Annotated in this window: 19 protein-coding genes; 11 read left to right on the top strand and 8 right to left on the bottom strand. The window is 71.8% G+C overall.

The features are described from left to right. Positions 1 to 2: 2 nt before the first annotated feature. From Q8X39_RS08550 to Q8X39_RS08540, 3 genes are all read left to right on the top strand, one after another. Positions 3 to 203: a hypothetical protein gene (locus tag Q8X39_RS08550; RefSeq protein ID WP_305749221.1), complete on the top strand. Its 201-nt coding sequence runs from the start codon at positions 3 to 5 to the stop codon at positions 201 to 203. Beyond that, complete coding sequence (locus Q8X39_RS08545) at positions 200 to 949, top strand: electron transfer flavoprotein subunit beta/FixA family protein (protein WP_305749220.1); 750 nt, start codon at positions 200 to 202, stop codon at positions 947 to 949. Before Q8X39_RS08550 ends, Q8X39_RS08545 begins: the two co-directional genes overlap by 4 nt. Positions 950 to 1,086: 137 nt before the next feature. After that, positions 1,087 to 2,016, top strand: a complete 930-nt coding sequence (locus tag Q8X39_RS08540) for an electron transfer flavoprotein subunit alpha/FixB family protein (RefSeq protein ID WP_305749219.1) — start codon at positions 1,087 to 1,089, stop codon at positions 2,014 to 2,016. A gap of 7 nt (positions 2,017 to 2,023) precedes the next feature. On the opposite strand, the gene Q8X39_RS08535 is transcribed toward Q8X39_RS08540, so the two are convergent. Both Q8X39_RS08535 and Q8X39_RS08530 read right to left on the bottom strand, forming a co-directional pair. Further along, positions 2,024 to 3,328 carry a cytochrome c gene (locus Q8X39_RS08535; RefSeq protein ID WP_305749218.1) on the bottom strand — a complete coding sequence of 435 codons (1,305 nt, stop codon included), beginning with the start codon at positions 3,326 to 3,328 and terminating at the stop codon, positions 2,024 to 2,026. After that, a complete protein-coding gene (locus Q8X39_RS08530) occupies positions 3,325 to 4,077 on the bottom strand; it encodes a c-type cytochrome (protein WP_305749217.1) in 753 nt (250 codons plus the stop codon). The genes Q8X39_RS08535 and Q8X39_RS08530 overlap by 4 nt, the downstream gene beginning before the upstream one ends. 146 nt (positions 4,078 to 4,223) lie before the next feature. Between Q8X39_RS08530 and Q8X39_RS08525 the strand changes: the two genes are divergently transcribed. From Q8X39_RS08525 to Q8X39_RS08515, 3 genes are all read left to right on the top strand, one after another. Next, complete coding sequence (locus Q8X39_RS08525) at positions 4,224 to 5,351, top strand: metallophosphoesterase family protein (protein ID WP_305749216.1); 1,128 nt, start codon at positions 4,224 to 4,226, stop codon at positions 5,349 to 5,351. Then, complete coding sequence (locus tag Q8X39_RS08520) at positions 5,348 to 8,083, top strand: AAA family ATPase (RefSeq protein ID WP_305749215.1); 2,736 nt, start codon at positions 5,348 to 5,350, stop codon at positions 8,081 to 8,083. The genes Q8X39_RS08525 and Q8X39_RS08520 overlap by 4 nt, the downstream gene beginning before the upstream one ends. Positions 8,084 to 8,313: 230 nt before the next feature. After that, positions 8,314 to 9,441, top strand: coding sequence for a GGDEF domain-containing protein (locus Q8X39_RS08515; RefSeq protein ID WP_305749214.1), 1,128 nt, complete (start codon positions 8,314 to 8,316; stop codon positions 9,439 to 9,441). 48 nt (positions 9,442 to 9,489) lie between these two features. Here the strand turns inward: Q8X39_RS08515 and Q8X39_RS08510 are convergent, their stop codons facing one another. Continuing rightward, positions 9,490 to 10,248: a DeoR/GlpR family DNA-binding transcription regulator gene (locus tag Q8X39_RS08510; protein ID WP_305749213.1), complete on the bottom strand. Its 759-nt coding sequence runs from the start codon at positions 10,246 to 10,248 to the stop codon at positions 9,490 to 9,492. 169 nt (positions 10,249 to 10,417) lie between these two features. Between Q8X39_RS08510 and Q8X39_RS08505 the strand changes: the two genes are divergently transcribed. After that, positions 10,418 to 10,804 carry a DUF4406 domain-containing protein gene (locus Q8X39_RS08505; protein WP_305749212.1) on the top strand — a complete coding sequence of 129 codons (387 nt, stop codon included), beginning with the start codon at positions 10,418 to 10,420 and terminating at the stop codon, positions 10,802 to 10,804. Between the two features lie 18 nt (positions 10,805 to 10,822). Here Q8X39_RS08505 and Q8X39_RS08500 read toward each other — a convergent pair whose 3' ends face one another. Next, positions 10,823 to 10,957, bottom strand: coding sequence for a hypothetical protein (locus Q8X39_RS08500; protein ID WP_305749211.1), 135 nt, complete (start codon positions 10,955 to 10,957; stop codon positions 10,823 to 10,825). A 131-nt stretch (positions 10,958 to 11,088) separates the two neighbouring features. On the opposite strand from Q8X39_RS08500, the gene Q8X39_RS08495 reads away from it, so the two are divergent. Continuing rightward, positions 11,089 to 12,807: a tetratricopeptide repeat protein gene (locus tag Q8X39_RS08495; RefSeq protein ID WP_305749210.1), complete on the top strand. Its 1,719-nt coding sequence runs from the start codon at positions 11,089 to 11,091 to the stop codon at positions 12,805 to 12,807. Positions 12,808 to 12,844: 37 nt separating this feature from the next. Here the strand turns inward: Q8X39_RS08495 and Q8X39_RS08490 are convergent, their stop codons facing one another. The 4 genes from Q8X39_RS08490 to Q8X39_RS08475 form a co-directional block, all read right to left on the bottom strand. Further along, on the bottom strand, positions 12,845 to 14,077 hold the full coding sequence (locus Q8X39_RS08490; protein ID WP_305749209.1) for an FAD-binding domain-containing protein: 1,233 nt from the start codon (positions 14,075 to 14,077) through the stop codon (positions 12,845 to 12,847). A gap of 5 nt (positions 14,078 to 14,082) precedes the next feature. Continuing rightward, the gene (locus Q8X39_RS08485; protein WP_305749208.1) at positions 14,083 to 15,318 is read right to left on the bottom strand and encodes an FAD-dependent oxidoreductase; all 1,236 of its coding nucleotides are present in this window, start codon (positions 15,316 to 15,318) and stop codon (positions 14,083 to 14,085) included. Then, on the bottom strand, positions 15,315 to 17,489 hold the full coding sequence (locus Q8X39_RS08480; protein ID WP_305749305.1) for an FAD-dependent oxidoreductase: 2,175 nt from the start codon (positions 17,487 to 17,489) through the stop codon (positions 15,315 to 15,317). Before Q8X39_RS08480 ends, Q8X39_RS08485 begins: the two co-directional genes overlap by 4 nt. Positions 17,490 to 17,661: 172 nt before the next feature. Continuing rightward, positions 17,662 to 18,273, bottom strand: a complete 612-nt coding sequence (locus Q8X39_RS08475) for a histidine phosphatase family protein (protein WP_305749207.1) — start codon at positions 18,271 to 18,273, stop codon at positions 17,662 to 17,664. Positions 18,274 to 18,708: 435 nt separating this feature from the next. On the opposite strand from Q8X39_RS08475, the gene Q8X39_RS08470 reads away from it, so the two are divergent. The 3 genes from Q8X39_RS08470 (at position 18,709) to epsF (ending at position 22,083) form a co-directional block, all read left to right on the top strand. Further along, positions 18,709 to 19,578: an EpsD family peptidyl-prolyl cis-trans isomerase gene (locus tag Q8X39_RS08470; RefSeq protein WP_305749206.1), complete on the top strand. Its 870-nt coding sequence runs from the start codon at positions 18,709 to 18,711 to the stop codon at positions 19,576 to 19,578. 41 nt (positions 19,579 to 19,619) lie between these two features. Then, the gene (epsE, locus tag Q8X39_RS08465) at positions 19,620 to 20,528 is read left to right on the top strand and encodes a polysaccharide export protein EpsE (protein WP_305749205.1); all 909 of its coding nucleotides are present in this window, start codon (positions 19,620 to 19,622) and stop codon (positions 20,526 to 20,528) included. Between the two features lie 124 nt (positions 20,529 to 20,652). After that, entirely contained in the window at positions 20,653 to 22,083 is a 1,431-nt protein-coding gene (gene epsF / locus Q8X39_RS08460) for a chain length determinant protein EpsF (RefSeq protein WP_305749204.1), read from the top strand. The last annotated feature ends 51 nt before the right edge of the window (positions 22,084 to 22,134 follow it).

Here is a 22,134-nt window from a genome sequence, read left to right as displayed (position 1 = left end):
CCATGACCGCCGACGATGCGACCGTGTCATCCGGCATCCCGGCATCCCCGCATCCCGGCATCACCCATATCACCGACATCACCCTCGCCCTCCGGCTCGACCCGATGGACATGATCGAACGGAACGAGGCCCACGCCGCGCATCGCCTGGCGGTGCTGCGCGACCTGGCCGGCCCATCACGTCACACGCAAGGAAAACCATGAAAGCACTCGTCGCTGTGAAGCGAGTCGTCGACTACAACGTCAAGGTGCGCGTCAAGAGCGACGGCACGGGCGTGGACATCGCCAACGTCAAGATGAGCATGAACCCCTTCGACGAGATCGCGATCGAGGAGGCTGTCCGGCTCAAGGAGAAGGGCGTCGTGACCGAGGTCATCGCCGTCTCCTGCGGTGTCACCCAGTGCCAGGAAACGCTGCGCACGGCCATGGCGATCGGCGCGGACCGCGCCATCCACGTCGAGACCGATGCCGAACTGCAGCCGCTGGCCGTGGCCAAGCTGCTCAAGGCGCTGGTCGACAAGGAACAGCCCGGCCTCGTGATCCTTGGCAAGCAGGCCATCGACGACGACTGCAACCAGACCGGCCAGATGCTCGCGGCGCTGGCGAACCTGCCGCAAGCCACCTTCGCCTCGAAGGTCGAGATCGCCGACGGCAAGGCCGTCGTGACGCGCGAGATCGACGGCGGCCTGGAGACGCTGAGCCTGTCGCTGCCGGCGGTCATCACGACCGACCTGCGCCTGAACGAGCCGCGTTACGTGACGCTGCCCAACATCATGAAGGCCAAGAAGAAGCCGCTGGACAAGGTGACGCCGGCCGATCTGGGCGTTGATGTCACGCCGCGCCTGAAGACCTTGAAGGTCGCCGAGCCGGCCGGTCGCAAGGCGGGCATCAAGGTCGCCGATGTCGCGGCCCTCGTCGACAAGCTGAAGAACGAAGCGAAGGTCATTTGACCCACCCCCTACGCGCTGCGCGCGCCCCCTCAAGGGGGCCAGCCCGGTGGCCCGGCGGAGCCGGCTCCACGGCCTGTGCTGGATAAATCCCGGTGCGTGCGGCTCGCTCGAAATCAACTGACTTTCGGAGAATCGATATGACCGTTCTCGTCATTGCCGAACACGACAACCACACCCTCAAGCCCGCGACGCTGAACCTCGTCACGGCCGCGTCGAAGCTGGGTGAGGTCCACATCCTGGTCGCCGGGCACAACGCCGCCGGGGTGGCTCAACAGGCGAGCCAGGTCGCCGGCGTCAGCGAGGTGATCCATGCCGACGGCGCGAGCCTCGCGCATGGCCTGGCCGAGTCGCTCGCGCCGCAGGTGGTCGCGCTGGCCGGTGGCTACAGCCACCTCCTGTTCCCCGCGACGGCGGGCGGCAAGAACACCGCGCCGCGCGTGGCCGCGCTGCTGGATGTGGCGCAGATCAGCGACATCACGGCGGTGGTCAGCGCCGACACCTTCGAGCGCCCGATCTACGCCGGCAACGCGATCGCGACGGTGCAGAGCGCCGATGCGGTGAAGGTGATCACGGTGCGTGGCACCGCCTTCGACGCCGCTGCATCGACCGGTGGCAGCGCCGCCATCGAGACCGTCGCCGCAGCGGCCGACTCGACCAGCAGCAGCTACCTCGGCAGCGAGATCGCGAAGAACGATCGCCCCGAGCTCACCGCCGCCAAGATCATCGTCAGCGGTGGCCGCGCGCTGGGCAGCAGCGACCAGTTCAACGAGGTGCTGACGCCGCTGGCGGACAAGCTCGGCGCCGCGCTCGGTGCCAGCCGTGCCGCCGTCGATGCGGGCTATGCGCCCAACGACTGGCAGGTCGGCCAGACCGGCAAGATCGTCGCGCCGCAGCTCTACATCGCGGCCGGCATCTCGGGCGCGATCCAGCACCTGGCGGGCATGAAGGATTCCAAGGTGATCGTCGCGATCAACAAGGATCCGGAGGCGCCGATCTTCTCGGTGGCCGACTACGGCCTTGAAGCGGACCTGTTCGCGGCGGTGCCGGCGCTGACCGGCTCGGTCTGACCGGGCGTCACTTGAAGCGCAGCACGTCGACCTCGCTGACCGGCGCGGCGCGGTTGCCCCAGGACTGGCGCATCAGGTTGACCAGCGCGGCGACCTCGCGGTCGTCCAGGTCCTGCGGCGGCATGCCGTAGGGGCGCGGGTTGGCGGCGGTGACGGGCGCGAAACCGCCGTGTCGCAGCACCTGCACCAGGTTGCGGGCGACCGGTTGCAGCACCGTCGGGTTGCCGGCCAGCGGCGGGTAGACGCCCGGCAGGCCGGCGCCGTCGCTGCCGTGGCAGTCGGCGCAGCGGTCGTCGTAGAGCTGGCGGCCCAGCGCCAGGCTGTCGGCCGGCGCGTCGGCCACGGCGGCTTGGGCCGCCGACAGGCGCGGCCGTTGGGCGAGGTAGACGGCGGCGGCCTTCAGGTCGGCCTCGGTCCAATGCTGCGTGCTGCGGTGGACCACGCCGGCCATCGGGCCGGATGCCGTGCCCAGCCGGTTCTGGCCGCTGCGCAGCAGGGCCACGAGATCTTCGACGCTGGCCTGCGGCTGGCCGTCGACCGGGTGCAGCGACGGCGCATGCCAGGGCTCGCCGGGCATGTCGCCGCCGCGCGCGAGGTCGGCCGCAGCGCCCAGCAGGTTGCGCGGCGCGTGGCATTCGGCGCAGTGTCCGAGGCCTTCGACCAGGTAGGCGCCGCGCTGCAGCGGGTCGTCGCTGGTGGCACGCATCGCCGCCTGGGCCGCATCGCCGCTGCGGAAGAACAGCACCTGCCAAAGCGCGATGGCGATGTCCGTGTCGTAGGGAAAACGCAGCGCGTGCGGGCGATTGGCCTGGCGCACGGGGGCGAGGCTGCGCAGCCAGGCGTGCAGCGCGTCGCTGTCGGCCCGGCTGACCTGCGTGTAGGACGGGTAGGGGAAGACCGGCAGCAGGCGCCGGCCGTCGCGCGAGCGGCCGTGGTGCAGCGCCTGCCAGAAGTCGTCGGCGCTCCAGCGGCCCAGGCCGGTGTCCGGGTCGGGCGTCAGGTTGCCGGCATGGACGGTGCCGTAGGGCGTGTTCAGCGCGCGCCCTCCGGCCAGCGGCGCACCGCCACGCGCGGTGTGGCAGCCGGCGCAGTTGCCGACCTGGGCGAGGTAGGCGCCACGGGCGATCTGGGCCGCATCGGATGGCGCGGCCTGGGTGGCGTCCCGGGTTGTCGGGTTGCCCGGCGGCGCAGGTTTGCCGCCGCCCAGCAGGCCGGCATACCCGGCCAGCAGCAGCAGGAGCACGGTCAGCACGGCCATCACGGCCAGCCCGATCCGCCAGCCCGTCGCGGATCTCTGGAAGGGCCGGCTCATCGGATCGACTCCCCGCAGGCCATCGGCCAGGGTGTGCGGCGGGCACTGCCGGCCGGCAGGGGCGAGGCGGGCTGCGGCACGGGCTGGCGCTCCAGCCAGCGCGACAGCGCGGTGATGTCGCCGGGGGCGAGCCGCCGGGCGATCTCGGCCATGCAGTCGGGCGCATCCGCGCGCCGCGTGCCGACCCGCCAGCTGCCCAGCTGGGCCGACAGGTAGCCGCCGGGCAGGCCCAGCAGGCCAGGCACCTGCGGCGCGATGCCGGTCAGCGCCGCGCCGTGGCAGCCCGCGCAGGCCGGCAGGCGGCGGCCGGGGTCGCCCTCGCGCACCAGCTGCTCGGCGCGGCGCGTGTCGTCCGCCGTCAGCGTCAGCCCGGCCGTCGGGACCGGCGCGGCATAGGGCACGTCCAGAGCGGCGAAATGGCCGGCCAGCTCGCGCAGGAAGGCATCGTCGAGGTTCTCCAGCAGGCGCGCCATGCCGTCATGGCGACGACGGCCGTCGCGGAAGGCGCGCAGCTGCGCGGCCAGGTAGCCGGCCGGTTTGCCGGCGATGCGCGGCACATAGCCTTCGGGCGAGGACTTGCCTTGGGGCCCGTGGCAGCCGGTGCAGGCCAGCGCGCGCTGTGCGGTGCTGTCGGGAACCCGGGGCATCGCCTGTGCGGCAGGCACGACCGCCGTGGCGGACAGCAGCCCGGCGGCCAGGCAGGCGCGCAGCGGCTTCGTGTTGGGGAGGTGCGGCGTGTGAGGTGGCATCAGGCGGACGATTTTCCATGCAGCCCCATGACGGGCCGTGCGCCTGGGGCCGTGGGCATGGGGCCGGGCCGGCCGTGCCGCAGGGGCCGGATATATTCGTCGGCCGCTGCCGCCGTGCCGCCGTGCCGCCCCATCCGGAACCCGACATGCCCCGTTTCCTGCACACCGCCGACTGGCAGATCGGCCGTCTCTACGCCAGCCTGCCGCCCGAGAACGCGATGCCGCTGGCCGAAGCCCGCATCGCCTGCGTCGAACGCCTGGCCGCGCTGGCCGCCCGCGAGGCCGTCGACGCGGTGCTGGTCGCCGGTGACGTCTTCGATGCCCAGACCGTCTCCGAGCGCACCGTGCGGCGGCTCTTCAACGCGATGGCCGGCTGGTCCGGGCCGTGGGTGCTGATCCCCGGCAACCACGACGCGGCGCTGGCCGAGAGCGTCTGGACCCGCGCGCAGCGCCTGGGCGCCGTGCCGGCCCATGTCCACCTGGCGCTGGCGCCCGAGCCGCTGCTGCTGCCCGACATCGGCCTGGCCCTGCTGCCCGCGCCGCTGACCCAGCGCCACACCCACACCGACCTGAGCGCCTGGTTCGACAGCGCCGAGACCCCCGCCGGCCTGCTGCGCATCGGCCTGGCCCACGGCAGCGTGCAGGGCCTGCTGGCCGAGGAGATCGACTCGGCCAACCCGATCGCGCCAGACCGCGCGGTGCGGGCCCGGCTGGACTACCTCGCGCTGGGCGACTGGCATGGCTGCAAGCGCATCGACGAGCGGACCTGGTATGCCGGCACCCCCGAGCCCGATCGGCACAAGGACAACGACGCCGGCCATGCGCTGGTGGTCGACATCGCCGCGCCGGGCGCGCTGCCGCAGGTCAGCCGCCATGCGGTGGGCCGCTACCGCTGGCGCACGCTCGACGTCCGGCTGGCGGTGCCCAGCGACCTCGACGCCCTGCTGGCGCAGCTCGACGCGCTGGGCGCCGACGAGGTCATCGCGCTGCGGGTCGAGGGCATCGTCGACCTGGCCGCGCATGCCCGGCTGCGCGAGGCCGTCGCCCGCGGCGAGGCGCGCTGCCGTCACCTGGGCGTCGACCTGGCCGGGCTGCGGCTGGAGCCGACCGATGCCGACATCGCCGCGCTGAAGGCCGACGGCTACCTCGGCGAGCTGATCGCCGCGCTGCGCGAGCGCCAGTCGCACGGCGACAGCCCCGAGCAGGCCCGCACCGCCGCCGACGCGCTGGCGCTGCTGAGCACCGAGCTGCAGGACCTGGGAGCCGGCGCATGAGCCTGCAGATCACCCGCCTGGCCGTCGAGCAGGTGCGCAAGTTCCGCCGGCCCTTCGAGCTGACCGCCATCCAGCCCGGCCTGAACCTGTTCTGCGGCGACAACGAGGCCGGCAAGAGCACGCTGGTGCGCGCCATCCGCGCGGCCTTCTTCGAGCGCCACGGCACCACCGCCGTCGACGACCTGCGGCCCTGGGACGACCCGGGCGCGGCCCCGCAGATCGAGATCGACTTCCGGCTCGACGGCGAGGAGGGCCAGCTGTTCAAGCGCTTCCTGGCCAAGAAGCGCTGCCGGCTGCAGCTCGGCGGCCGCAGCCTGGAAGGCAGCGAGGCCGAGGACCTGCTGGCCGAACGGCTGGGCTACGGCTTCCCGGCCCGGGGCGCGAGCAAGAGCGAGCACTGGGGCATCCCCGGCCTGCTGTGGATCGAACAGGGCGCCGGCCAGCACATCGACGAAGCGGCCGGCCATGCGCGCAACCACCTGCAAGGTGCGCTGCACGGGCGGCAGGACGTCGACCCGGCCCGCGCCACCGACCCGTCCGGCAGCCTGGCCGCCAGCGTCGGCGATGCCTTGCTGGAACGGCTGCAGGCCCGTCGTGGCGAGCTGCTGACCGGCACCGGCAAGGCGCGCGGTGCGTTGGCCGAGGCGCAGGCCCGGGTCGACGAGCTGGCCGCCCAGTGCGAGGCGCTCGATGCGCTCATCGGGACCTACCGCCAGCAGGTCGACCGGCTCGACGCGCTGCGCCGCGCCCATGCGGCCGACGCGCGCGACCAGCCCTGGCAGGCGCTCGAACGCGAGCTGGCGCTGGCGCGCGAGCGGCAGGTCGCCCTGCAGGACAGCCAGCGCCAGCTGGTGCAGGACCAGCAGCGCCATGCCCAGCTGCAGGCCCAGGTCGGCCTGCTGCAGCGCCAGGTCCAGGCCGGCCAGCAGCAGGCCGAGGACCTGGCCCGGCGCGACGCCGAATGGGCCCGCGCCCAGGCCGCGTTGCAGGCCGCCACGTCCGCCGCCGCGCAGGCCCGTGACCGGCTCGACGCCGCCCAGGCCCAGGCCCGCCAGGCCGCCGCCGACTGCGCCCGCTGGCGCGCGGCGGCCAGCCTCGCCGAGCGTCGCCTGCAGCATCGCCAGCTGGGCGAGGCGCTGGCCCGCCAGCGCGCGGCGCTGACCCAGGCCGAGGCGGCCGCGGCGGCGCTGGCGGCGCTGCGTGTGCAGGCGGCCGAGGCCGCGATCACGCCCGAGTCGCTGCAGCAGCTGCGCGCGCTCGATGCCCGTCTGCGCGAGCTGCGCACCCGCCGCGACGCGATCGCCACCGGCCTGTCGCTGGACCTGCTGCCCGGCGTCACGCTGACCCTGCACGACGAGACCGGGCAGGCGCGCACGCTGAGCGGTGCAGGCCGCGAGGTGCTGGTCCGGCCGGCGACGCTGGACATCCCCGGCGTCGGCCGCCTGACCATCCATCCCGGTGGGCAGGACCTCGATGTGCTGGCGCGCCAGCTGGCCGATGCCGAGGCGCGCTGGCCGCTGGCCTGCCAGGCCGCCAGCGTGGCCGACCTCGCGGCGGCCGAACAGCGGCTGGCCCTGCAGGCCGAGCTGAAGCGCCAGATCGGGCTGGCCGAGCAGGCCCTGGCGCTGCACGCGCCGCAGGGCCTGGAGGCGCTGCGGCGCGCGCAGGCCGAGGACGAGGTGCGGCTGCGCCAGCTGGAGGCGGCAATGGCCGAGGGCCTGAACGCACCCGAGGCCGTGCCCGACGCCGCACCCGACGCCACACCCGACGCCGCGCAGGACCCCAAGGCCGGGCTGGCCCGTGCCGAAGCCCGCCAGCAGCAGGCCGATGCCGCCGTCCAGGTGGCCCAGCAGGCGGCCGGCACGGCCGGCCAGCAGCTCGCGGCGGCGACCACCGCCGAGGTCCAGGCCCGCCATGAACGCGATGCGCTGGCCGCGCTGCGGGCCGATCCGGCCCGCCAGGAACAGGCCCGGCAGGCGGCCGAGCAGCTGCTGGCGGCCGGTGCCGAGCTGGCCGCGCTGGCCTTGCGCATCGAGCAGACCGGGCAGGCGCTGGCGCAGGCCCATCCGGCCATCGTCGAGCAGGACGTGCAGCGGCTGACGGCCAGCGTGGCCCAGCAGCGCCGCGCCCACCAGCAGCGCCACGAGGACATCCTGGTGCTGGAGACGCAGCTGGCCCAGGCCGGTGCGCAGGGGCTGGACGAGGAGCGCGAGCGGGTCGACGGCGAGCGAACCCGCACCCGCGACCGGCGCGACGAGCTGCAGCGCCGCGCCGACGCGCTGGACCTGCTGTGCCGCGAGCTGCTCGAACGCCGCGCCGCCACGCTGTCGCGGCTGCAAGGCCCGCTGACGCGTCATCTGCAGCACCACCTCGGCCTGCTGTTTCCGCAGGCCACGATGAGCGTCGACGCCCGCCTGGCGCCCGGTGCGCTGACCCGCCCGGACGCGCGCGGCCGGCCCGAGACCGGCGCGATCGACGCGTTGAGCTTCGGCGCGCGCGAGCAGCTCGGCCTGATCGCCCGCTTCGCCTACGCCGACCTGCTGCGCGAGGCCGGCCGGCCGACGCTGCTGATCCTCGACGACGCGCTGGTGCACAGCGATGCCCTCCGGCTGGCGCAGATGAAGCGGGTCATCTACGACGCCGCCCAGCGCCACCAGGTGCTGCTGTTCACCTGCCATCCACAGGATTGGCGTGACCTCGGCGTGACCGCCCGACCGATTTCAGCGGGTTGACGCCGGGAAGGTTTCATCGGGCTTACAACGGGTCGCCGCTGAAAATGCAAACGGTTGCGTTCAAGATTATTAAAAATCAATCTCCAGCTGAAGGTTTTTCATCTTCGGGCCGGTGAAATTCAATTTCGCACCGATTCACTCGAGTATCAGGATTTTCTGATTTTCCTGAGGCAAGCTCCTGATTTTTGCGTGGTGCGGCCGCGCGGGTCAGGGAGCCAGTCTTGTCAACCGTGGAGCGATTCCTCTTCGGCGATGTCCACTTCGGCGAAAGCGAAGAGTATTCAGCCTTCCAGTACCGTTTCCTGATCGTGCTGATGCTGGGCAGCATCGTGTTCGCGATGCTGTTCGTCGGCGCGGCGCTGCTCGATGCGCATCCGTTGCCGGCCGGCCACCTGGCCGCGCTGCTGGCCTACCTGCCGGTCACGATCGGGCTGCTGCTGTTGCTGCGCGGGGCTTGCCAGCGCCGTCTGGCGGTCACGCTGTGCCACTACGCCGCCACCCTGGCGCTGTTTCTGTCGGCCCTGCTGCAGGTGCCCTGGAACGAGCTGCGGGTGCTCTGGTTCTATACCGCGATACCCAGCGCCTATATCTTGCTGGGTTGTCGAGCCGGCCTGCTGGTGACCAGCAGCCTGGTGCTCGGTTTCGCGCTGGTGAATCCTCGGCTGGCCCAACCCTATTCTCGGCACGCGCTCGTCACGGGTATCGTCGTGCTGGTATTCCTGGGCTTCTTCTTCCACGTCTACGTGGACCGCTCGATCGCCTATTTCCAGCGCATGCGCGAGGCCATCGAACGGCTGCGCCAGTTGAGCCAGCACGACACCCTGACCGGCGCCCTGAACGCGCGGGCCTACTACGAGCAGGGCGACCGGCTGATCCTGGCCTCGCGCCGGGTCGGCCAGCCGTGTTCGCTGCTGTTCGTCGACCTGGACCATTTCAAGGCCGTCAACGACACCCTCGGCCATGCCGCCGGCGATGCGGTCCTGAGGGCGGTGGCCGAACGCATCACCGCGACGGTGCGGCGCAGCGACCTCGTCGGCCGGATCGGCGGCGAGGAGTTCTCGGTGCTGCTGCCGCACACCGACGCGGGCCAGGCGCTGGTGCTGGCCGAGAAGCTGCGCGCCGCCGTCGAGGCCATGCCGACGCCCATCGCCGGCCGCGCGCTGCGCGTCACCGCCAGCATCGGCGTGTCGATCGGGCGCGAGGCCGACGAGTCCATCCTCGAGATCCAGCAACGCGCCGACCGCGCGATGTACCAGGCCAAGGCGATGGGCCGCAACCGCGTCACGCTGTTCGACGCCATGCAGGTCTGGGCGCATGGGCCGCCCACCCCGGCCGGAATGGCCGGGCCGAACGGATGACACCGGCCGGAATGGCCGGGCCCAACGGATGACCCCGGCCGTGCCGCGTCAGTCCAGCCGCTCCACCGTCGCGCCACCGTCCCGCAACGCCTGGAGCGTTCGATCCGGCGTGGCGGCCGGCACCACCACCCGCGACACCTCGGCCAGGCCGGTGACGACGTAGGGCGAGGCCGCCATCAGCTTCTCGCGGGAGGCCAGCACGACCGTCTCGGCCGCCCGGCCATGCAGCAGGCGCTTGACGGCCGCTTCCTCGGCGTCGCCGGTGCTCAGGCCGGCGTCGGGGTGGACGCCGGTGACGCCCATCAGGTAGAGGTCGGCGCGGATCTTCGAGGCGGCGTCGGCCAGCATCGCGCCGACCGCCACCATCGAATGGCGGAACAGCCGCCCGCCCAGCATCAGGATCTCGACGCCCGGGTGGGCGGCGGCCGCCACCGCCACCGTCGGGCTGTGCGTCACCAGCGTCGCGCGCAGGCCCGGCGGCAGATGGCGGGCCACCTGCAGCGCGGTGGTGCCACCGTCCAGGATCACGCACTGGCCCGGCAGGATCAGCCCGGCGCCGTGGCGGCCCAGCGCGACCTTGTCGTCGGTCGACAGCGACTCGCGCACCCGCAGGTCGCCGACGGCGGCCGAGGCCGGCAGCGCGCCGCCATGCACCCGCTGCAGCTGGCCGGCCTGGGCCAGCTCGCGCAGGTCGCGCCGGATCGTGTCCTCGGAGGTGCCGAGTTCGGCGGCCAGCGCCTTGGCCACGACCTGACCGTCGCGGGCCAGGCGTTCCAGGATGAGCTTCTTGCGTTGCGTGGTCAGCATGGTGTGTCGATGGCAAGGCCGGCCGGCTCCGGCATGGGTTGACGGTGGTGCAGGGTTGGGCGACATTGCACGACGCTGCACGGAATCGCACGAAATGATACGAAGCCGCACGAATAGTCGTGTGCGTGCGCCCGGTCTGTCCACCCGTCCAACCCCGGAGCCTTGCCCCATGAACGACCCCGTCCCGAACCGTCCGCTGCTGGTCCTGATCGCCGGCCCCTACCTGTCGGGCACCGACGGCGATCCGGCGCGCATCGCCGCCAACCTCGCGCGGCTGGAGGCCCTGGCGCTGCCGGTCTGGGAGCGCGGCCACCTCGCGCTGATCGGCGAATGGCTGGCGCTGCCCATCATCCACGCCGCCGGCGGTCGCAGCCACGGCGATGCGGTGTTCAAGGCCTACCAGTACCCGGTCGCGCAGCGCCTGCTGCAACGCTGCGACGCGGTGCTGCGCCTGCCCGGTGCCTCGACCGGCGCGGACCAGGACGTGGCGACGGCGCGGGCGCTGGGACTGCCGGTCTACTTCGATGTGGACGAGTTGCCGCGCCTGGCGGCCTGAGCGACCGGGCAGCGGGGTTCAGTACCGTCCGTCCTCGTCCGCCCGGTCCGCATGCGCCAGCAGCGTCGCGACGCTGCCCAGACCGGCGGTGGTGCGGCTCCACCACTGCGAGAAGGAGTCGCAGCGGGTGCACCCGCACATGTGGGGGTGCATGCGCTTGTGCGTTCCCATACATTGAAATTGTCGCGTGCTAGCCGCGGGACGCGTCTACGGGCAAGGCGCAGCATCATTCGAGGTGGATAGGACAACCATTGCCACGTCGTTCAAGCGGGAGAGTCATGATCATGAGCGTTCGTTCCAAGGTGAAGTCCTGGGCAATCTCCCGGCTCATGGCAGCCTTGCCATGGTTGTTCATGGCCTGCGTGATGTTCGGTGCTTCGATCGCGGGTGCCCAATCCATGGGCGAAGCATGGGGGGCGTATCGAAACAAGGACTTCGCTGGGGCCTTGAAGTCATTCAGGGTCTTGGCAGATCAGGGCGATGCCAAGGCTCAAGAGCAACTGGGCTGGATGTTTAAGAACGGGGAAGGTGTGGCCGGTGATGCGGCCCAGTCCTCCCATTGGTTCGAGAAATCTGCGAAGCAAGGCAATGCTAGTGCCCAGACAGAGCTTGGCTGGATGCTGTTCGATGGGCGAGGTGTCGCGAGGAATGAGGCTGCCGCGGTCGAGTATTTCAAGGCGGCTGCGGCACAAGGCAATCGCTCTGCTCAATATGGCTGGGGACTTGCTTTACTGTCTGGGCGAGGAGTAGCCAGCGACCGTGCCTTGGCGGTTTCTTCCCTGAAGCAGGCTGCCGCGCTGGGACATGCCAAGGCGCAGGAAAAACTTAATGAGTTGACTGAGTCGGCCGGCCGGTCGACATCGAGCGATGAGACCATCCGTGATCTTGAGGTGACCTTGTCGGTACTTCGGGACGACAAGAAGTCGCTCGCCACCACCTACAAGCCCGGGCCATCGCTGGATACAGAATTGGCAGGCATCCTGAATCCGGACGGCGAGACTTACCAGACCGATGCGGAAGACGCCGAAAAGGTCCGTGCGTTGTTCGAACGGAAAAAGGACTTGCCGGCCGCACTCAGGCGTTCCGCGGCAGCCGGCGATGCGGAGGCACAAGTCCAACTGGCGCGGATGCTCATCAAGGGCTGGGGAATGCCTGCGAGGCCGTTGGAAGGCCTCGCCTGGGCCAACAAGGCTGCCCAGCAAGGTCACCCTTACGCGATGTTCAACATCGGGGTAGCCTATGAATTCGGATTGGCCTTGTCCAAAAATCCTGCGGTCGCCGTGAGTTGGTATCGATTGGCTGCGGATCGGGGACTTGCGCGTTCACGCGTGCGACTGGCGCAGATTTATCTTGCTGGAGACCTTGCGCCGCAGAACCTGGGGGAGGCATTGGCTCAAGCTTCAAGGGCGGCGGAAGCTGGCTTGCCGTCGGCAGACTACCTGCTGGGCACCATGCACTTCAACGGGTTTGGTGTGGCCAAGGATCGGACGCAGGCTGCGAGGCATTTCGAGCGGGCCGCTCGTGCCGGACATTCCCTCGCGAAACTGCAACTCGGTGCGATGTACCACGATGGCGTCGGGGTCGAGAAGAATCCGGGTGCTGCATATCGGCTGACTCTAGAAGCCGCCAACGCGGGCGCTCCGGTCGCGCAGTTACAAGTGGGCCTGATGTCCTTGAACGGCGTCGGCACGGGTCGAGACCATACGGCAGCATTCAGTTGGGTGAAGAGGGCGGCAGATGCCGGGCTCTCTGTCGCTCAAGACGTGCTGGGAAACTTCTATGCGAACGGGATTGGTGTGAATCGCTCAGCGGAATCTGCGATCGGTTGGTACAAGGCGGCGGCCGCACAGAATTATCCTGAGGGTCAATACCACCTGGGACTTGCCCTGCTCACGGGCAGTGGCGTGGATAAGGATCAGGCGGAGGGATTGGCATGGATGCGCAAGGCCGCCAACCACGGGCATGACGGCGCGAAGGAATACCTTGCCAGCTCGCGCAAATGATCGAGTCGGCAAACAGGACGGAACCCGCACCGCTCATTCAGTACCGCCCGTCCTCGTCCGCCCGGTCCGCATGCGCCAGCAGCGTCGCGACGCTGCCCAGGCCGGCGGTGGTGCGGCTCCACCACTGCGAGAAGGAGTCGCAGCGGGTCGGGACTTCCGGGAACAGCGCCGGCGCCGGGCGGCACTGCGCCCAGCGTGACAGCCAGGGTTCGAGGTGCGGCTCGGCGATGCTGCGCACCCGCTTCGCGCCGGCCAGGGCCTTGCCGACCGCCTCGGCGTCGCCGTGCCAGCGCAGCGGCGTCAGCGCGGCCAGGCGGGTGGCGACGAAGTCCCAGCGACGTGCGTTCCAGGGCCGGGCGCGGTGGAAGTCGGCCAGCCAGAGGCCCACCACCAGGGTCTGCGGCGGCAGGTCGTCGGGCAGTTCGCCCAGGCTCCACGGGTGGACCAGCCAGACCTCCTTGCCGCGCACGTCGGCGGCGGCCGGGGCCTTGACGGCATGGCCGGCCGGCGGGGCATCGAACAGCGCCGGCTCGATCACGCCAGGGCGATCGGCCTCGGGCGGATCGACCGGCCCCGGCGACTTCGCCAGCGCCTCCAGGGCGTCGTAGCCGGCGTCGATCACGCTGCCGGGGCTGTGCCAGTCGCGCGGCGCGTGGCGCTCGACGTTCTCGGCGTTGAACAGGTAGGGCTTCTGGCTGCCGGTGCCGGCGACCCATTGCCAGCTCAGGTGGTTGCTGGCCAGGTCACCGTCCAGCAGGTGGCCGTAGAGCCAGTCGGCGGCGACCCGCCAGTGCGTCTTGCGCACGTGGACCGCGTAACTCGCCAGCCACATGCGGGCATGGTTGTGCAGCGTGCCGCTGGCATAGAGCGTGTGCACCGCCTGGTCGATCGCCGGGATGCCGGTGCGGCCCTCGCGCAGGTCGGCCGGCAACCCGGTGCGGTAGGCGGCGTCCGGCAGCGGGCCGTCGTGCAGCGAGCGCAGGATGGCGTCGCCCCGGTGGGCCCAGACGTGGCGGAAATAGGCCCGCCAGCCCAGCTCGAAGACGAACTTGTCGCCGACCTTCATCGGGTGGCGGGCGGCGGCGCCGCGCAGCACCTCCGCCAGGCTGACGAGGCCATGGGTCAGGTAGGGCGACAGGCCGGTCACGGCGCCGTCGAGGTGGTTGCGGCTGCGGGCGTATTCGGACGGCCGGATGGCGACGATGCGGTGGTGCGCCGCATCGCGGGTGGGCACCAGCGGCGGCAGGGACAGGGGCGTGCGGTTGGTCATGGCCGTCAGGATAAGCGGGTGCCGGGGGCGGCCTCGCGGCCGGTGACGGTGCCGTGGCGGGCCAGGAAGGCGCGGTCGATGCGGTCCTTCCAGCGCCAGACCCAGTCGCCCTGCCAGGCCAGCGGCCCCCAGGTGGCGATGGCATGGCGTCCGCCGGTGGCCAGCAGGTAGAGCGCGTGGCGCTGCGGCGTCCAGGCCGCGGGCCTGCGGCCTTCGACGATCGCGCGCAGGCTGGCGGCCAGCACCGGCCCGGCCCGCACCGCGTAGACGCCGGCATGCGGCCGCGCATCGGCCAGCGCGGCCAGGTCGCCGGCGGCCAGCACCTGCGGGTGCGACAGGCTGCGAAGCGCCCGGTCGACCCGCACATGGCCGAGCGCGTCGCAGGCCAGCCCGGCGGCGGCCGGCCAGTCGGGCGCGGCCGCGCCGGTGGCCAGCAGCACGGCATCGGCGGCCAGCCCGCTGCCGTCGCCAAACAGCAGGCCGCGCGCGGCCACGCCGGCCACGCCGCGCCCGCCCTGCCAGTCGATGCCGTGGCGCGCCAGCGCGTCCTCGACCAGCCGGCGAGCCCGCGACGGTGCGCCCGGCAGCGGCCGGGCGTCGCGGCCGACCAGGCGGATGCGCAGTCCCGGCCAGCCGTCGCGGCGGGCCCGGTGGGCGATCGCGCAGGCCAGCTCGATGCCGCCGGCACCCGCGCCCAGCACGGCGAGCGTGAAGCCGGGCGTCGAGCGGATGCGGTCGACCAGGCGGGGCCAGGCGGCCACGAAGGCCTCGATCGGCCGCAGCGACAGCGCATGTTCGGCCGCGCCGGGCAGGCCGGCCAGCGCGGCGACCGGGCCGGTGTCCAGGCTCAGCAGGTCGAAGGGCAGGCGCCGGCCGTCGCTGGTCAGCACGGCCTGGTGGGCCGCGTTGACCTGGCCGGGTGGTGGCAGCGCCAGCGCCCGGCCGCGGGTCAGGTGCAGGGCCACGCCGGCCTGTTCGGCCAGCCGGTCGAGCCGGATCGCGCAGGCATCCAGCGGGTAGTGGCCAGCCAGCCAGCCGGGCAGCATGCCGCTGTAGAACTGGCGCGGCGACGGGCTGACGAGGTGGACCTCCCAGCCGCGCGGAAGCGGCTGGCGGGCCAGCTCGGCCAGCACGCCGACGTGGGCATGGCCGCCACCGAGCAGCACCACGCGGCGCTGGCCGTGGGTCTGGCGCGGCGGGGCGGGTGAGCGGGCGCTCGCCGACGTGTCCGGATCCGTCATGCGCGCCAGCCTTCGCGCCGCCAGGCATGGAAACGCCCGACCCAGGCCAGCAGCGCCTGCGGTGCATGGGCCCGCTTCCACGCGCCGGCCGCGTGCCGGGCCGATTCGGCCAGCGTCGGGTAGACGTGGATCGTGCCGAGCACGCCGTTCAGGCCGATGCCGTGCTTCATCGCCAGCACCCACTCGGCCAGCAGCTCGCCGGCATGGGCGCCGACGATGGTGACGCCCAGGATGCGGTCCTTGCCGGGCACGGTCAGGACCTCGACCCAGCCGGGGTTCGTGCCGTCGCCGGCCTCGCCATCGCCCGCCTCGCCATCGATCAGGGCCCGGTCCAGCTCGGCCAGCTCGAAGCGGGTGCGCTCGACCGCGATGCCCTGGGCGCTCGCCTCGGCCGCGTTGAGGCCGACCCGCGCGATCTCCGGGTCGGTGTAGGTCACCGCCGGCATCAGCCGGGTGTCGACCGCAAAGCGCTTGAACGGTGCGAACAGGGCGTTCACCGCCGCATACCAGGCCTGGTGCGCGGCGGCGTGCGTGAACTGCCAGGGCCCGGCCACGTCGCCGGCGGCGTGGATGGTCGGGATGGCGGTGCGCAGGTAGCCGTCGACCTCGACGGTGCGGCCGGTGGCGATGCCCAGTTCCTCCAGGCCGTAGCCGCTCAGGCGGGCGCTGCGGCCGACGGCCACCAGCACCGTGTCGAAGCCGATCTCGACCGGCTCGGCACCGGCCGCCTCGGCTTGCACGCGCAGGTGGTGGCCGCCGTCGGCATCGCGTCCGAAGGCCAGGGCGCGCGTGCCGGTGCGGACCTCGATGCCGTCGCGGGCGAAGGCGGCGGCGAGGAAGGCGCCGACCTCGGCGTCCTCGCGCAGCAGCAGGCGCGGGGCCTGCTCGACCAGCGTGACGCGGCTGCCCAGCCGGGCGTAGGCCTGTGCCAGCTCGCAGCCGATCGGCCCGCCGCCGAGCACCAGCAGCCGGGCCGGGCGCTGGCGCAGCGACCAGACCGTGTCGGACGTGACCCAGGGCGCATCGGCCAGGCCGGGGATGTCCGGCAGCGTCGGCCGCGCCCCGGCGGCGATGACGATGGCCCGGCTGGTCAGCGTGCGCACGCTGCCGTCGTGGCCGGTGATCTCGACCGCCCAGGGCGAGACGATGCGGGCATGGCCGAGCGCGATGTCCACGCCCAGGCCGGTGTAGCGCTCGACCGAGTCGTGCGGTTCGATCGCGGCGATGACACGCCGCACGCGCGCTATCACGGCAGCGAAGTCGACCTCCGGCACGCTGGCCTGCACGCCGTAGGCCGCCGCGCGGCGCACCTCGTGGGCCGCGCGGGCTGCCCGGATCAGCGCCTTGGACGGCACACAGCCGGTGTTCAGGCAGTCGCCGCCGAGCCGGTCACGCTCGACCAGGGTCACGCGGGCCTTGACGGCTGCGGCGATGTAGGCCGTCACCAGCCCGGCCGATCCGCCGCCGATGACGATCAGGTTGCGGTCGAAACGGCGTGGCCGGGGCCAGCGCCGCAACGCCAGGTGGTCGCGCCAGCCCTGGCGCAGGCGGGCGAGCATCGCCCGTGCCAGCAGCGGGAACAGGCCCAGCAGCACGAAGGCGCCGAGCAGGCCGGGCGAGACCACGTCGGCCAGCGAGCGCAGCCGTGCCAGCTCGGTGCCGGCGTTCACGTAGGCGGCGGTGGCCGGCAGCATGCCCAGCTGGCTGACCCAGGCGTAGGTCCATGTCCGCATCGGCGTCAGGCCCATCAGCAGGTTGACGACGAAGAAGGGCAGGGCGGGCACCAGCCGCAGCGTGAACAGGTAGAAGGCGCCGTCGCGGGCGACCCCGGCGTTGACGGTGGCCAGCCGGTCGCCCCAGCGCGACTGGACCCGGTCGCGCAGCAGCCAGCGCGAGGCGAGGAAGGCCAGCGTCGCACCGATCGTCGACGCGAAGGAGACCAGTAGCAGCCCCCAGCCGAGGCCGAACAGCGCACCGCCCGCCAGCGTCAGCAGGGCCGCACCCGGCAGGGACAGGGCCGCCACGCCGACGTAGACCAGCAGGTAGAGCCCGGCCGTCGCCAGCGGCCGGCTGGCCTGCCAGGCCTGCAGCTGTGCCTGCGCGGCCTGCAGCGTGGCCAGCGTCGGCAGCTGCTCACCGGGCAGCAGCGGCAAGGTGAGCAGGGCCAGCATGGCCAGAAGCAGCAGAAGCACCACCACGCCGACCAGACCTGTGCGCGCGCAGCCCCGGCTGGAACGCCCGCTGCCCCCTCGCCCGACCTGCCGGTTCGCCCTCAGGCGCTGTCCGTCCATCCTGTCCATCGATTGCATCCTGTCGTCCGATCGGGGCCGATCATCGACCGGTTCATGTCACCTGGAACCGCGCCAGCACCTCGGCCCGGCCGGCGGCGCTGCGCAGCAGCAGCCCCTCGCCGGATGCGGTGGACGTGCCCACCCAGGCCGACAGCACGAACTGGTGCGTGACCCAGACCTCGAAGCCGCCCGGTCGGTCGGCCACGGTGGCCAGCTGACGGTCGAGTTCGGCCAGCGCGGCGGCATTGGACGTCTCGGCCCGGCCGTACGGCGAGCCCAGGGCCGGCCAGACCTCGGCGCGGCCGAAGGCCAGCGTGGCGGTGTCCACGCAGCGGCACCACGGGCTGCTGCGCACCGCCTGCGGCGCCAGCGCACGTTCGGTGAACCAGCCGCCAATGCGGCGCGACTGCTCGCGGCCGGCCTCGTCGAGGTTGCGCTGGGTCCGGCAGTCACCCAGCCGGAACTCGGGCGGGTCGAAGGTGCCGGGCGCGATCGCGTGGCGGATCGCCAGCACCACGCCGCCGCTGCGCAGCAGGGCGGCGGCATCGGCGCTGGCGCGGCCGGGCCGGGGCCAGCCGGTGGCGGCAACCAGCGCCAGGCCGGCGACGGTGCCCGCACCCCTGCGCAGGGCGAGGCGACGGTCCGGAGAGGGTGATTTGCTCATCATCTGTCCTGGGCAAGAGTGGGTCATGGTGGTCAAGGCCGGATCTTCGCGGAGACGGCCGTAAAACCCAAGCTTCCGGGGGTTCCAGGCTCCCAGTCTCCCGACCCACCCAGCCTCGGCGGGACACGTTTGCCGATTTGAGCGGGCCGGCCGATCCTCCGTGCCGGGGGGTCTGGCTCGGCCCGCGAGCCAGGCCGTGGAGTTTTGACGCACTGGCCAAGCCAGCGTCTCCACCTCCGATTCAGGGAGGGGTTATCCCGCCTGTACCCCGCTAATATCCGCCCGCCTTGGGTTTTCCCTTCACGCATCCGCCGCGATGAAGCGCCCGGGCAACGACGCTGCGGCAGGCCTGAACGCCTGCACGGCCCATTCATGAACAAACCCCTGTGCCGGCCCCGAGATGGTCGACGCGAGGGGCGGGGAGCCTGCTTGAACATGACCCATCGCATCCGTCCTGCCGCCCGTGGCGCCACCGTCGTGACCCTGATCGCCGCCGCCGTGCTGCTGGCAGCCTGCGGAGGCGGTGACAAGAAGGGCGCCACCCAGGTGGCGGCCAAGGTCAACAAGGAAGAGATCTCGGTCCACCAGATCAACTTCGTGCTGCAGCGCCAGCCGGGCTTGCCGGCCGACCAGGCGCAGGCCGCCGGCAAGCGCGTGCTCGAAGGCCTGATCGACCAGGAACTGGCGATCCAGGAAGCCGGCGAGCAGAAGCTCGACCGCGATCCGAACGTGGTCATGGCCATCGAGGCCGCCAAGCGCGAGATCGTGGCCCGCGCCTATGCCGACAAGGTTGCCAACAGCGTGTCCAAGCCCGGTGACGACGACATCGCCGCCTACTACAAGAGCAAGCCGGCCCTGTTCGCCGAACGCCGCGTCTACACGCTGGAAGAGTTCAGCATCGAGGCCCCGGGCGACGCCGCCAAGGTGGTCGAACCTGTCGCCAAGGCCGCCCGCACGGCCGATGAGCTGGCCAAGCAGCTGAAGGCGGCCGGCATCAAGTTCGCCTCGCGTTCGGTCAACCAGCCGGCCGAGAACCTGCCGCTCAACCTGATCGACCAGATCGGCACGATGGCCGAAGGCCAGCACCTGACGCTGCCCTCGCCGGCGGGCGTCAGCGTGATGTTCCTGACTGCGGCCAAGCCGCAGCCTGTGTCGCTGGACCAGGCCAAGCCCGCGATCGAGCAGTTCCTGATGAACGAGCGCAAGCGCAAGGTCCTCGGCGACGAGATGAAGCGCCTGCGCGACAAGTCCAAGATCAGCTACCAGGGCCAGTTCGCGGCCGGCGCGGCTTCCGCCCCGCAGTGAACGGACTTCCGACCCAACCCGACCGCAGCCACCCCCTCCGCATGATCGACACCCCCGCTGCCGCACGCCTTTCGATCGACCGGGCCCGCGCCTTGACCTGGCCGGACCTCCGGCGGGTGCTGCGGGCGTTCTCGCTGTTGTCCTGGCTGCCGCTGCTGCTGGCCGCGTGGCTGCTGCCGGCCCTCGCGCAAGCGCAGGCCCCGGCCCAGGCCGGCTCGGTCCGCCAGGACTACGTGATCGGTGCCGGCGATGTCCTGCGCATCAACGTCTACCAGAGCGCGGACCTGTCGCTGGAAGCGCGCGTGTCCGAGAGCGGCACCATCAGCTATCCGCTGCTGGGCACGCTGACGCTGGGCGGCCTGAGCGTCGCGCAGGCCGAGACGACCCTCGCCGACGGCCTGCGCCGGGGCAACTTCCTGCGCCAGCCGCAGGTCAGCATCCTGCTGTTGCAGGTGCGCGGCAACCAGGCGTCGGTGCTGGGCATGGTCAACCGGCCGGGTCGCTACCCGATCGAGGTCGCCGGCCTGCGGCTGTCCGAGCTGCTGGCCACGGCCGGCGGCATCGCCGTCGGTGGCAGCGACATCGTCGTGCACACCGGCGTGCGCGAGGGCAAGGTGGTGCGCAGCGTCGTCGACATCGGTCGCCTGATGACCAGCGGCGGCACCGAGCAGGACATCGTCGTGCGCCATGGCGACACGCTCTACGTCGAGCGCATGCCGATGGTCTTCATCTACGGCGAGGTGCAGCGCCCCGGCAGCTTCCGGCTCGAGCGCGGCATGACCGTGATGCAGGCCCTGGCCAGCGGCGGCGGCGTGACGCAGCGCGGCACCGTCAAGGGTCTCAAGGTCCATCGCCGCAGCGCCGAAGGCAAGGTCCAGGAGCTTGAACCGGCCCTGACCGACGCGCTGCGCGAAGGCGACGTGATCTTCGTCCGCGAAAGCCTGTTCTGAACCACGTCCGACCGGGGGCCGGACACGGTCCTTTCGGCGACCATGGCCACTCCCGCGCCAACCTGGCGCACCAGCGCCGCCCTGCCTGGGTCTGCGGCCCGCGAGGCCCCGAGGATTCCGCCCCATGACCTTCTCCCAGTTCCTGTCCATCCTGAAGGCCCGCTGGCTGTCCGCCATGCTGGTGCTGGTGCTGACCGTGGGTACCACCGTCGGCGTCAGCCTGGTGCTGCCGAAGAACTACACCGCCAGTGCCGCGGTCGTGCTGGACGTGCGCTCGCCCGACCCGATCGCCGGCATGGTGCTCGGCGCGATGGCGATGCCGGCCTACATGGCCACGCAGGTCGACATCATCCAGAGCGACCGGGTGGCCCAGCGCGTGGTGCAGGGCCTGCGCCTGACCGAGAACGCCCAGACCCGCGCCGAGTGGCTGGAGGCCACCGAAGGCCAGGGCAACTTCGAGGCCTGGGTGGCCGAGCTGCTCAAGAAGAAGCTCGACGTGAAGCCCTCGCGCGAGAGCAACGTCGTCAACGTCAGCTACACCAGCCCGGACCCGCGCTTCGCCGCCGCGCTGGCGAACGCCTTCGTCAAGGCCTACATGGACGTCAGCATCGGCCTGCGCGTTTCGCCGGCCAAGCAGTACAACGAGTTCTTCGATGCCCGCGCCAAGGAACTGCGCGAGACGCTGGAACAGGCCCAGGCCAAGCTGACCGCCTACCAGAAGACCAGCGGCATCCTGGCCACCGACGAGCGCTTCGACATCGAGACCCAGCGCCTCAATGAGCTGAGCTCGCAGCTGGTCGCCCTGCAGGCCCTGTCGGCCGAGTCGGGCAGCCGCAACGCGCAGGCGCGCGGCAGCCAGTCGGACCAGCTGCAGGACGTGCTCAGCAACCCGGTCGTGGCGGGCCTTCGCGCCGACCTGTCGCGCCAGGAAGCGCGGCTGCAGGAACTCAACGCGCGGCTGGGTGACGCGCACCCGCAGGTGGTCGAGCTGCGCGCCAACATCGCCGAGCTGAGCGCCAAGCTGCAGACCGAGAGCAACCGCGTCAGCGGCAGCGTCGGCGTCACCAACACCATCAACAAGGCGCGCGAGGGCGAGATCCGCGCCGCGCTCGAAGCCCAGCGCGGCAAGGTGCTGGCGCTCAAGCAGCAGCGCGACGAGGCCTCGGTGCTGATGAAGGAAGTCGAGACCGCCCAGCGTGCCTACGACCAGGTCGTCGCCCGGGCCAGCCAGACCAGCCTGGAAAGCCAGAACACCCAGACCAACATCTCGGTGCTGACGCCGGCCACCGAGCCGGCGACCCATTCGTCGCCCAAGCTGTTGCTCAACACGCTGCTGAGCATCTTCCTGGGCACGCTGCTGGCCGTGGGCTACGCGCTGGTGCGCGAGCTGCTGGACCGGCGCGTGCGCGGCCCGCAGGACCTGGTCGAGAGCCTGGGCCTGCCGGTGCTCGGCTCGCTGCCCAGGCCGATGCGCGGCGCGCCGGCCGGCAAGGCCGGCAACACGCTGATGCTGCCCACCGGCGTGATGGCCCGCCTGCCGCGGCCCGGCCGATGAGGCCGAGCACCATGTCGAACCGACTGTCCGCCCCCACGTCAGCGCCCGCGC

Source organism: Leptothrix discophora (genome assembly GCF_030705305.1).
GTDB lineage: Bacteria > Pseudomonadota > Gammaproteobacteria > Burkholderiales > Burkholderiaceae_C > Sphaerotilus > Sphaerotilus discophorus.
The sequence above is the reverse complement of the archived record's forward strand: the minus strand, read 5'-3'. Positions and strand labels throughout refer to the sequence as shown.

Excerpts from the sequence above, each read along its gene's own strand:
- Q8X39_RS08485 (WP_305749208.1), bottom strand. The coding sequence starts at position 15,318 with ATGACGGATCCGGACACGTCGGCGAGCGCCCGCTCACCCGCCCCGCCG.
- Q8X39_RS08530 (WP_305749217.1), bottom strand. The coding sequence starts at position 4,077 with ATGCCACCTCACACGCCGCACCTCCCCAACACGAAGCCGCTGCGCGCC.
- Q8X39_RS08520 (WP_305749215.1), top strand. The coding sequence starts at position 5,348 with ATGAGCCTGCAGATCACCCGCCTGGCCGTCGAGCAGGTGCGCAAGTTC.
- Q8X39_RS08535 (WP_305749218.1), bottom strand. The coding sequence starts at position 3,328 with ATGAGCCGGCCCTTCCAGAGATCCGCGACGGGCTGGCGGATCGGGCTG.
- Q8X39_RS08510 (WP_305749213.1), bottom strand. The coding sequence starts at position 10,248 with ATGCTGACCACGCAACGCAAGAAGCTCATCCTGGAACGCCTGGCCCGC.
- Q8X39_RS08525 (WP_305749216.1), top strand. The coding sequence starts at position 4,224 with ATGCCCCGTTTCCTGCACACCGCCGACTGGCAGATCGGCCGTCTCTAC.
- Q8X39_RS08490 (WP_305749209.1), bottom strand. The coding sequence starts at position 14,077 with ATGACCAACCGCACGCCCCTGTCCCTGCCGCCGCTGGTGCCCACCCGC.
- Q8X39_RS08500 (WP_305749211.1), bottom strand. The coding sequence starts at position 10,957 with ATGCACCCCCACATGTGCGGGTGCACCCGCTGCGACTCCTTCTCGCAG.
- epsE (WP_305749205.1), top strand. The coding sequence starts at position 19,620 with ATGATCGACACCCCCGCTGCCGCACGCCTTTCGATCGACCGGGCCCGC.
- Q8X39_RS08545 (WP_305749220.1), top strand. The coding sequence starts at position 200 with ATGAAAGCACTCGTCGCTGTGAAGCGAGTCGTCGACTACAACGTCAAG.
- Q8X39_RS08495 (WP_305749210.1), top strand. The coding sequence starts at position 11,089 with ATGAGCGTTCGTTCCAAGGTGAAGTCCTGGGCAATCTCCCGGCTCATG.
- epsF (WP_305749204.1), top strand. The coding sequence starts at position 20,653 with ATGACCTTCTCCCAGTTCCTGTCCATCCTGAAGGCCCGCTGGCTGTCC.
- Q8X39_RS08540 (WP_305749219.1), top strand. The coding sequence starts at position 1,087 with ATGACCGTTCTCGTCATTGCCGAACACGACAACCACACCCTCAAGCCC.
- Q8X39_RS08505 (WP_305749212.1), top strand. The coding sequence starts at position 10,418 with ATGAACGACCCCGTCCCGAACCGTCCGCTGCTGGTCCTGATCGCCGGC.
- Q8X39_RS08470 (WP_305749206.1), top strand. The coding sequence starts at position 18,709 with ATGACCCATCGCATCCGTCCTGCCGCCCGTGGCGCCACCGTCGTGACC.
- Q8X39_RS08480 (WP_305749305.1), bottom strand. The coding sequence starts at position 17,489 with ATGCTGGCCCTGCTCACCTTGCCGCTGCTGCCCGGTGAGCAGCTGCCG.
- Q8X39_RS08475 (WP_305749207.1), bottom strand. The coding sequence starts at position 18,273 with ATGAGCAAATCACCCTCTCCGGACCGTCGCCTCGCCCTGCGCAGGGGT.
- Q8X39_RS08550 (WP_305749221.1), top strand. The coding sequence starts at position 3 with ATGACCGCCGACGATGCGACCGTGTCATCCGGCATCCCGGCATCCCCG.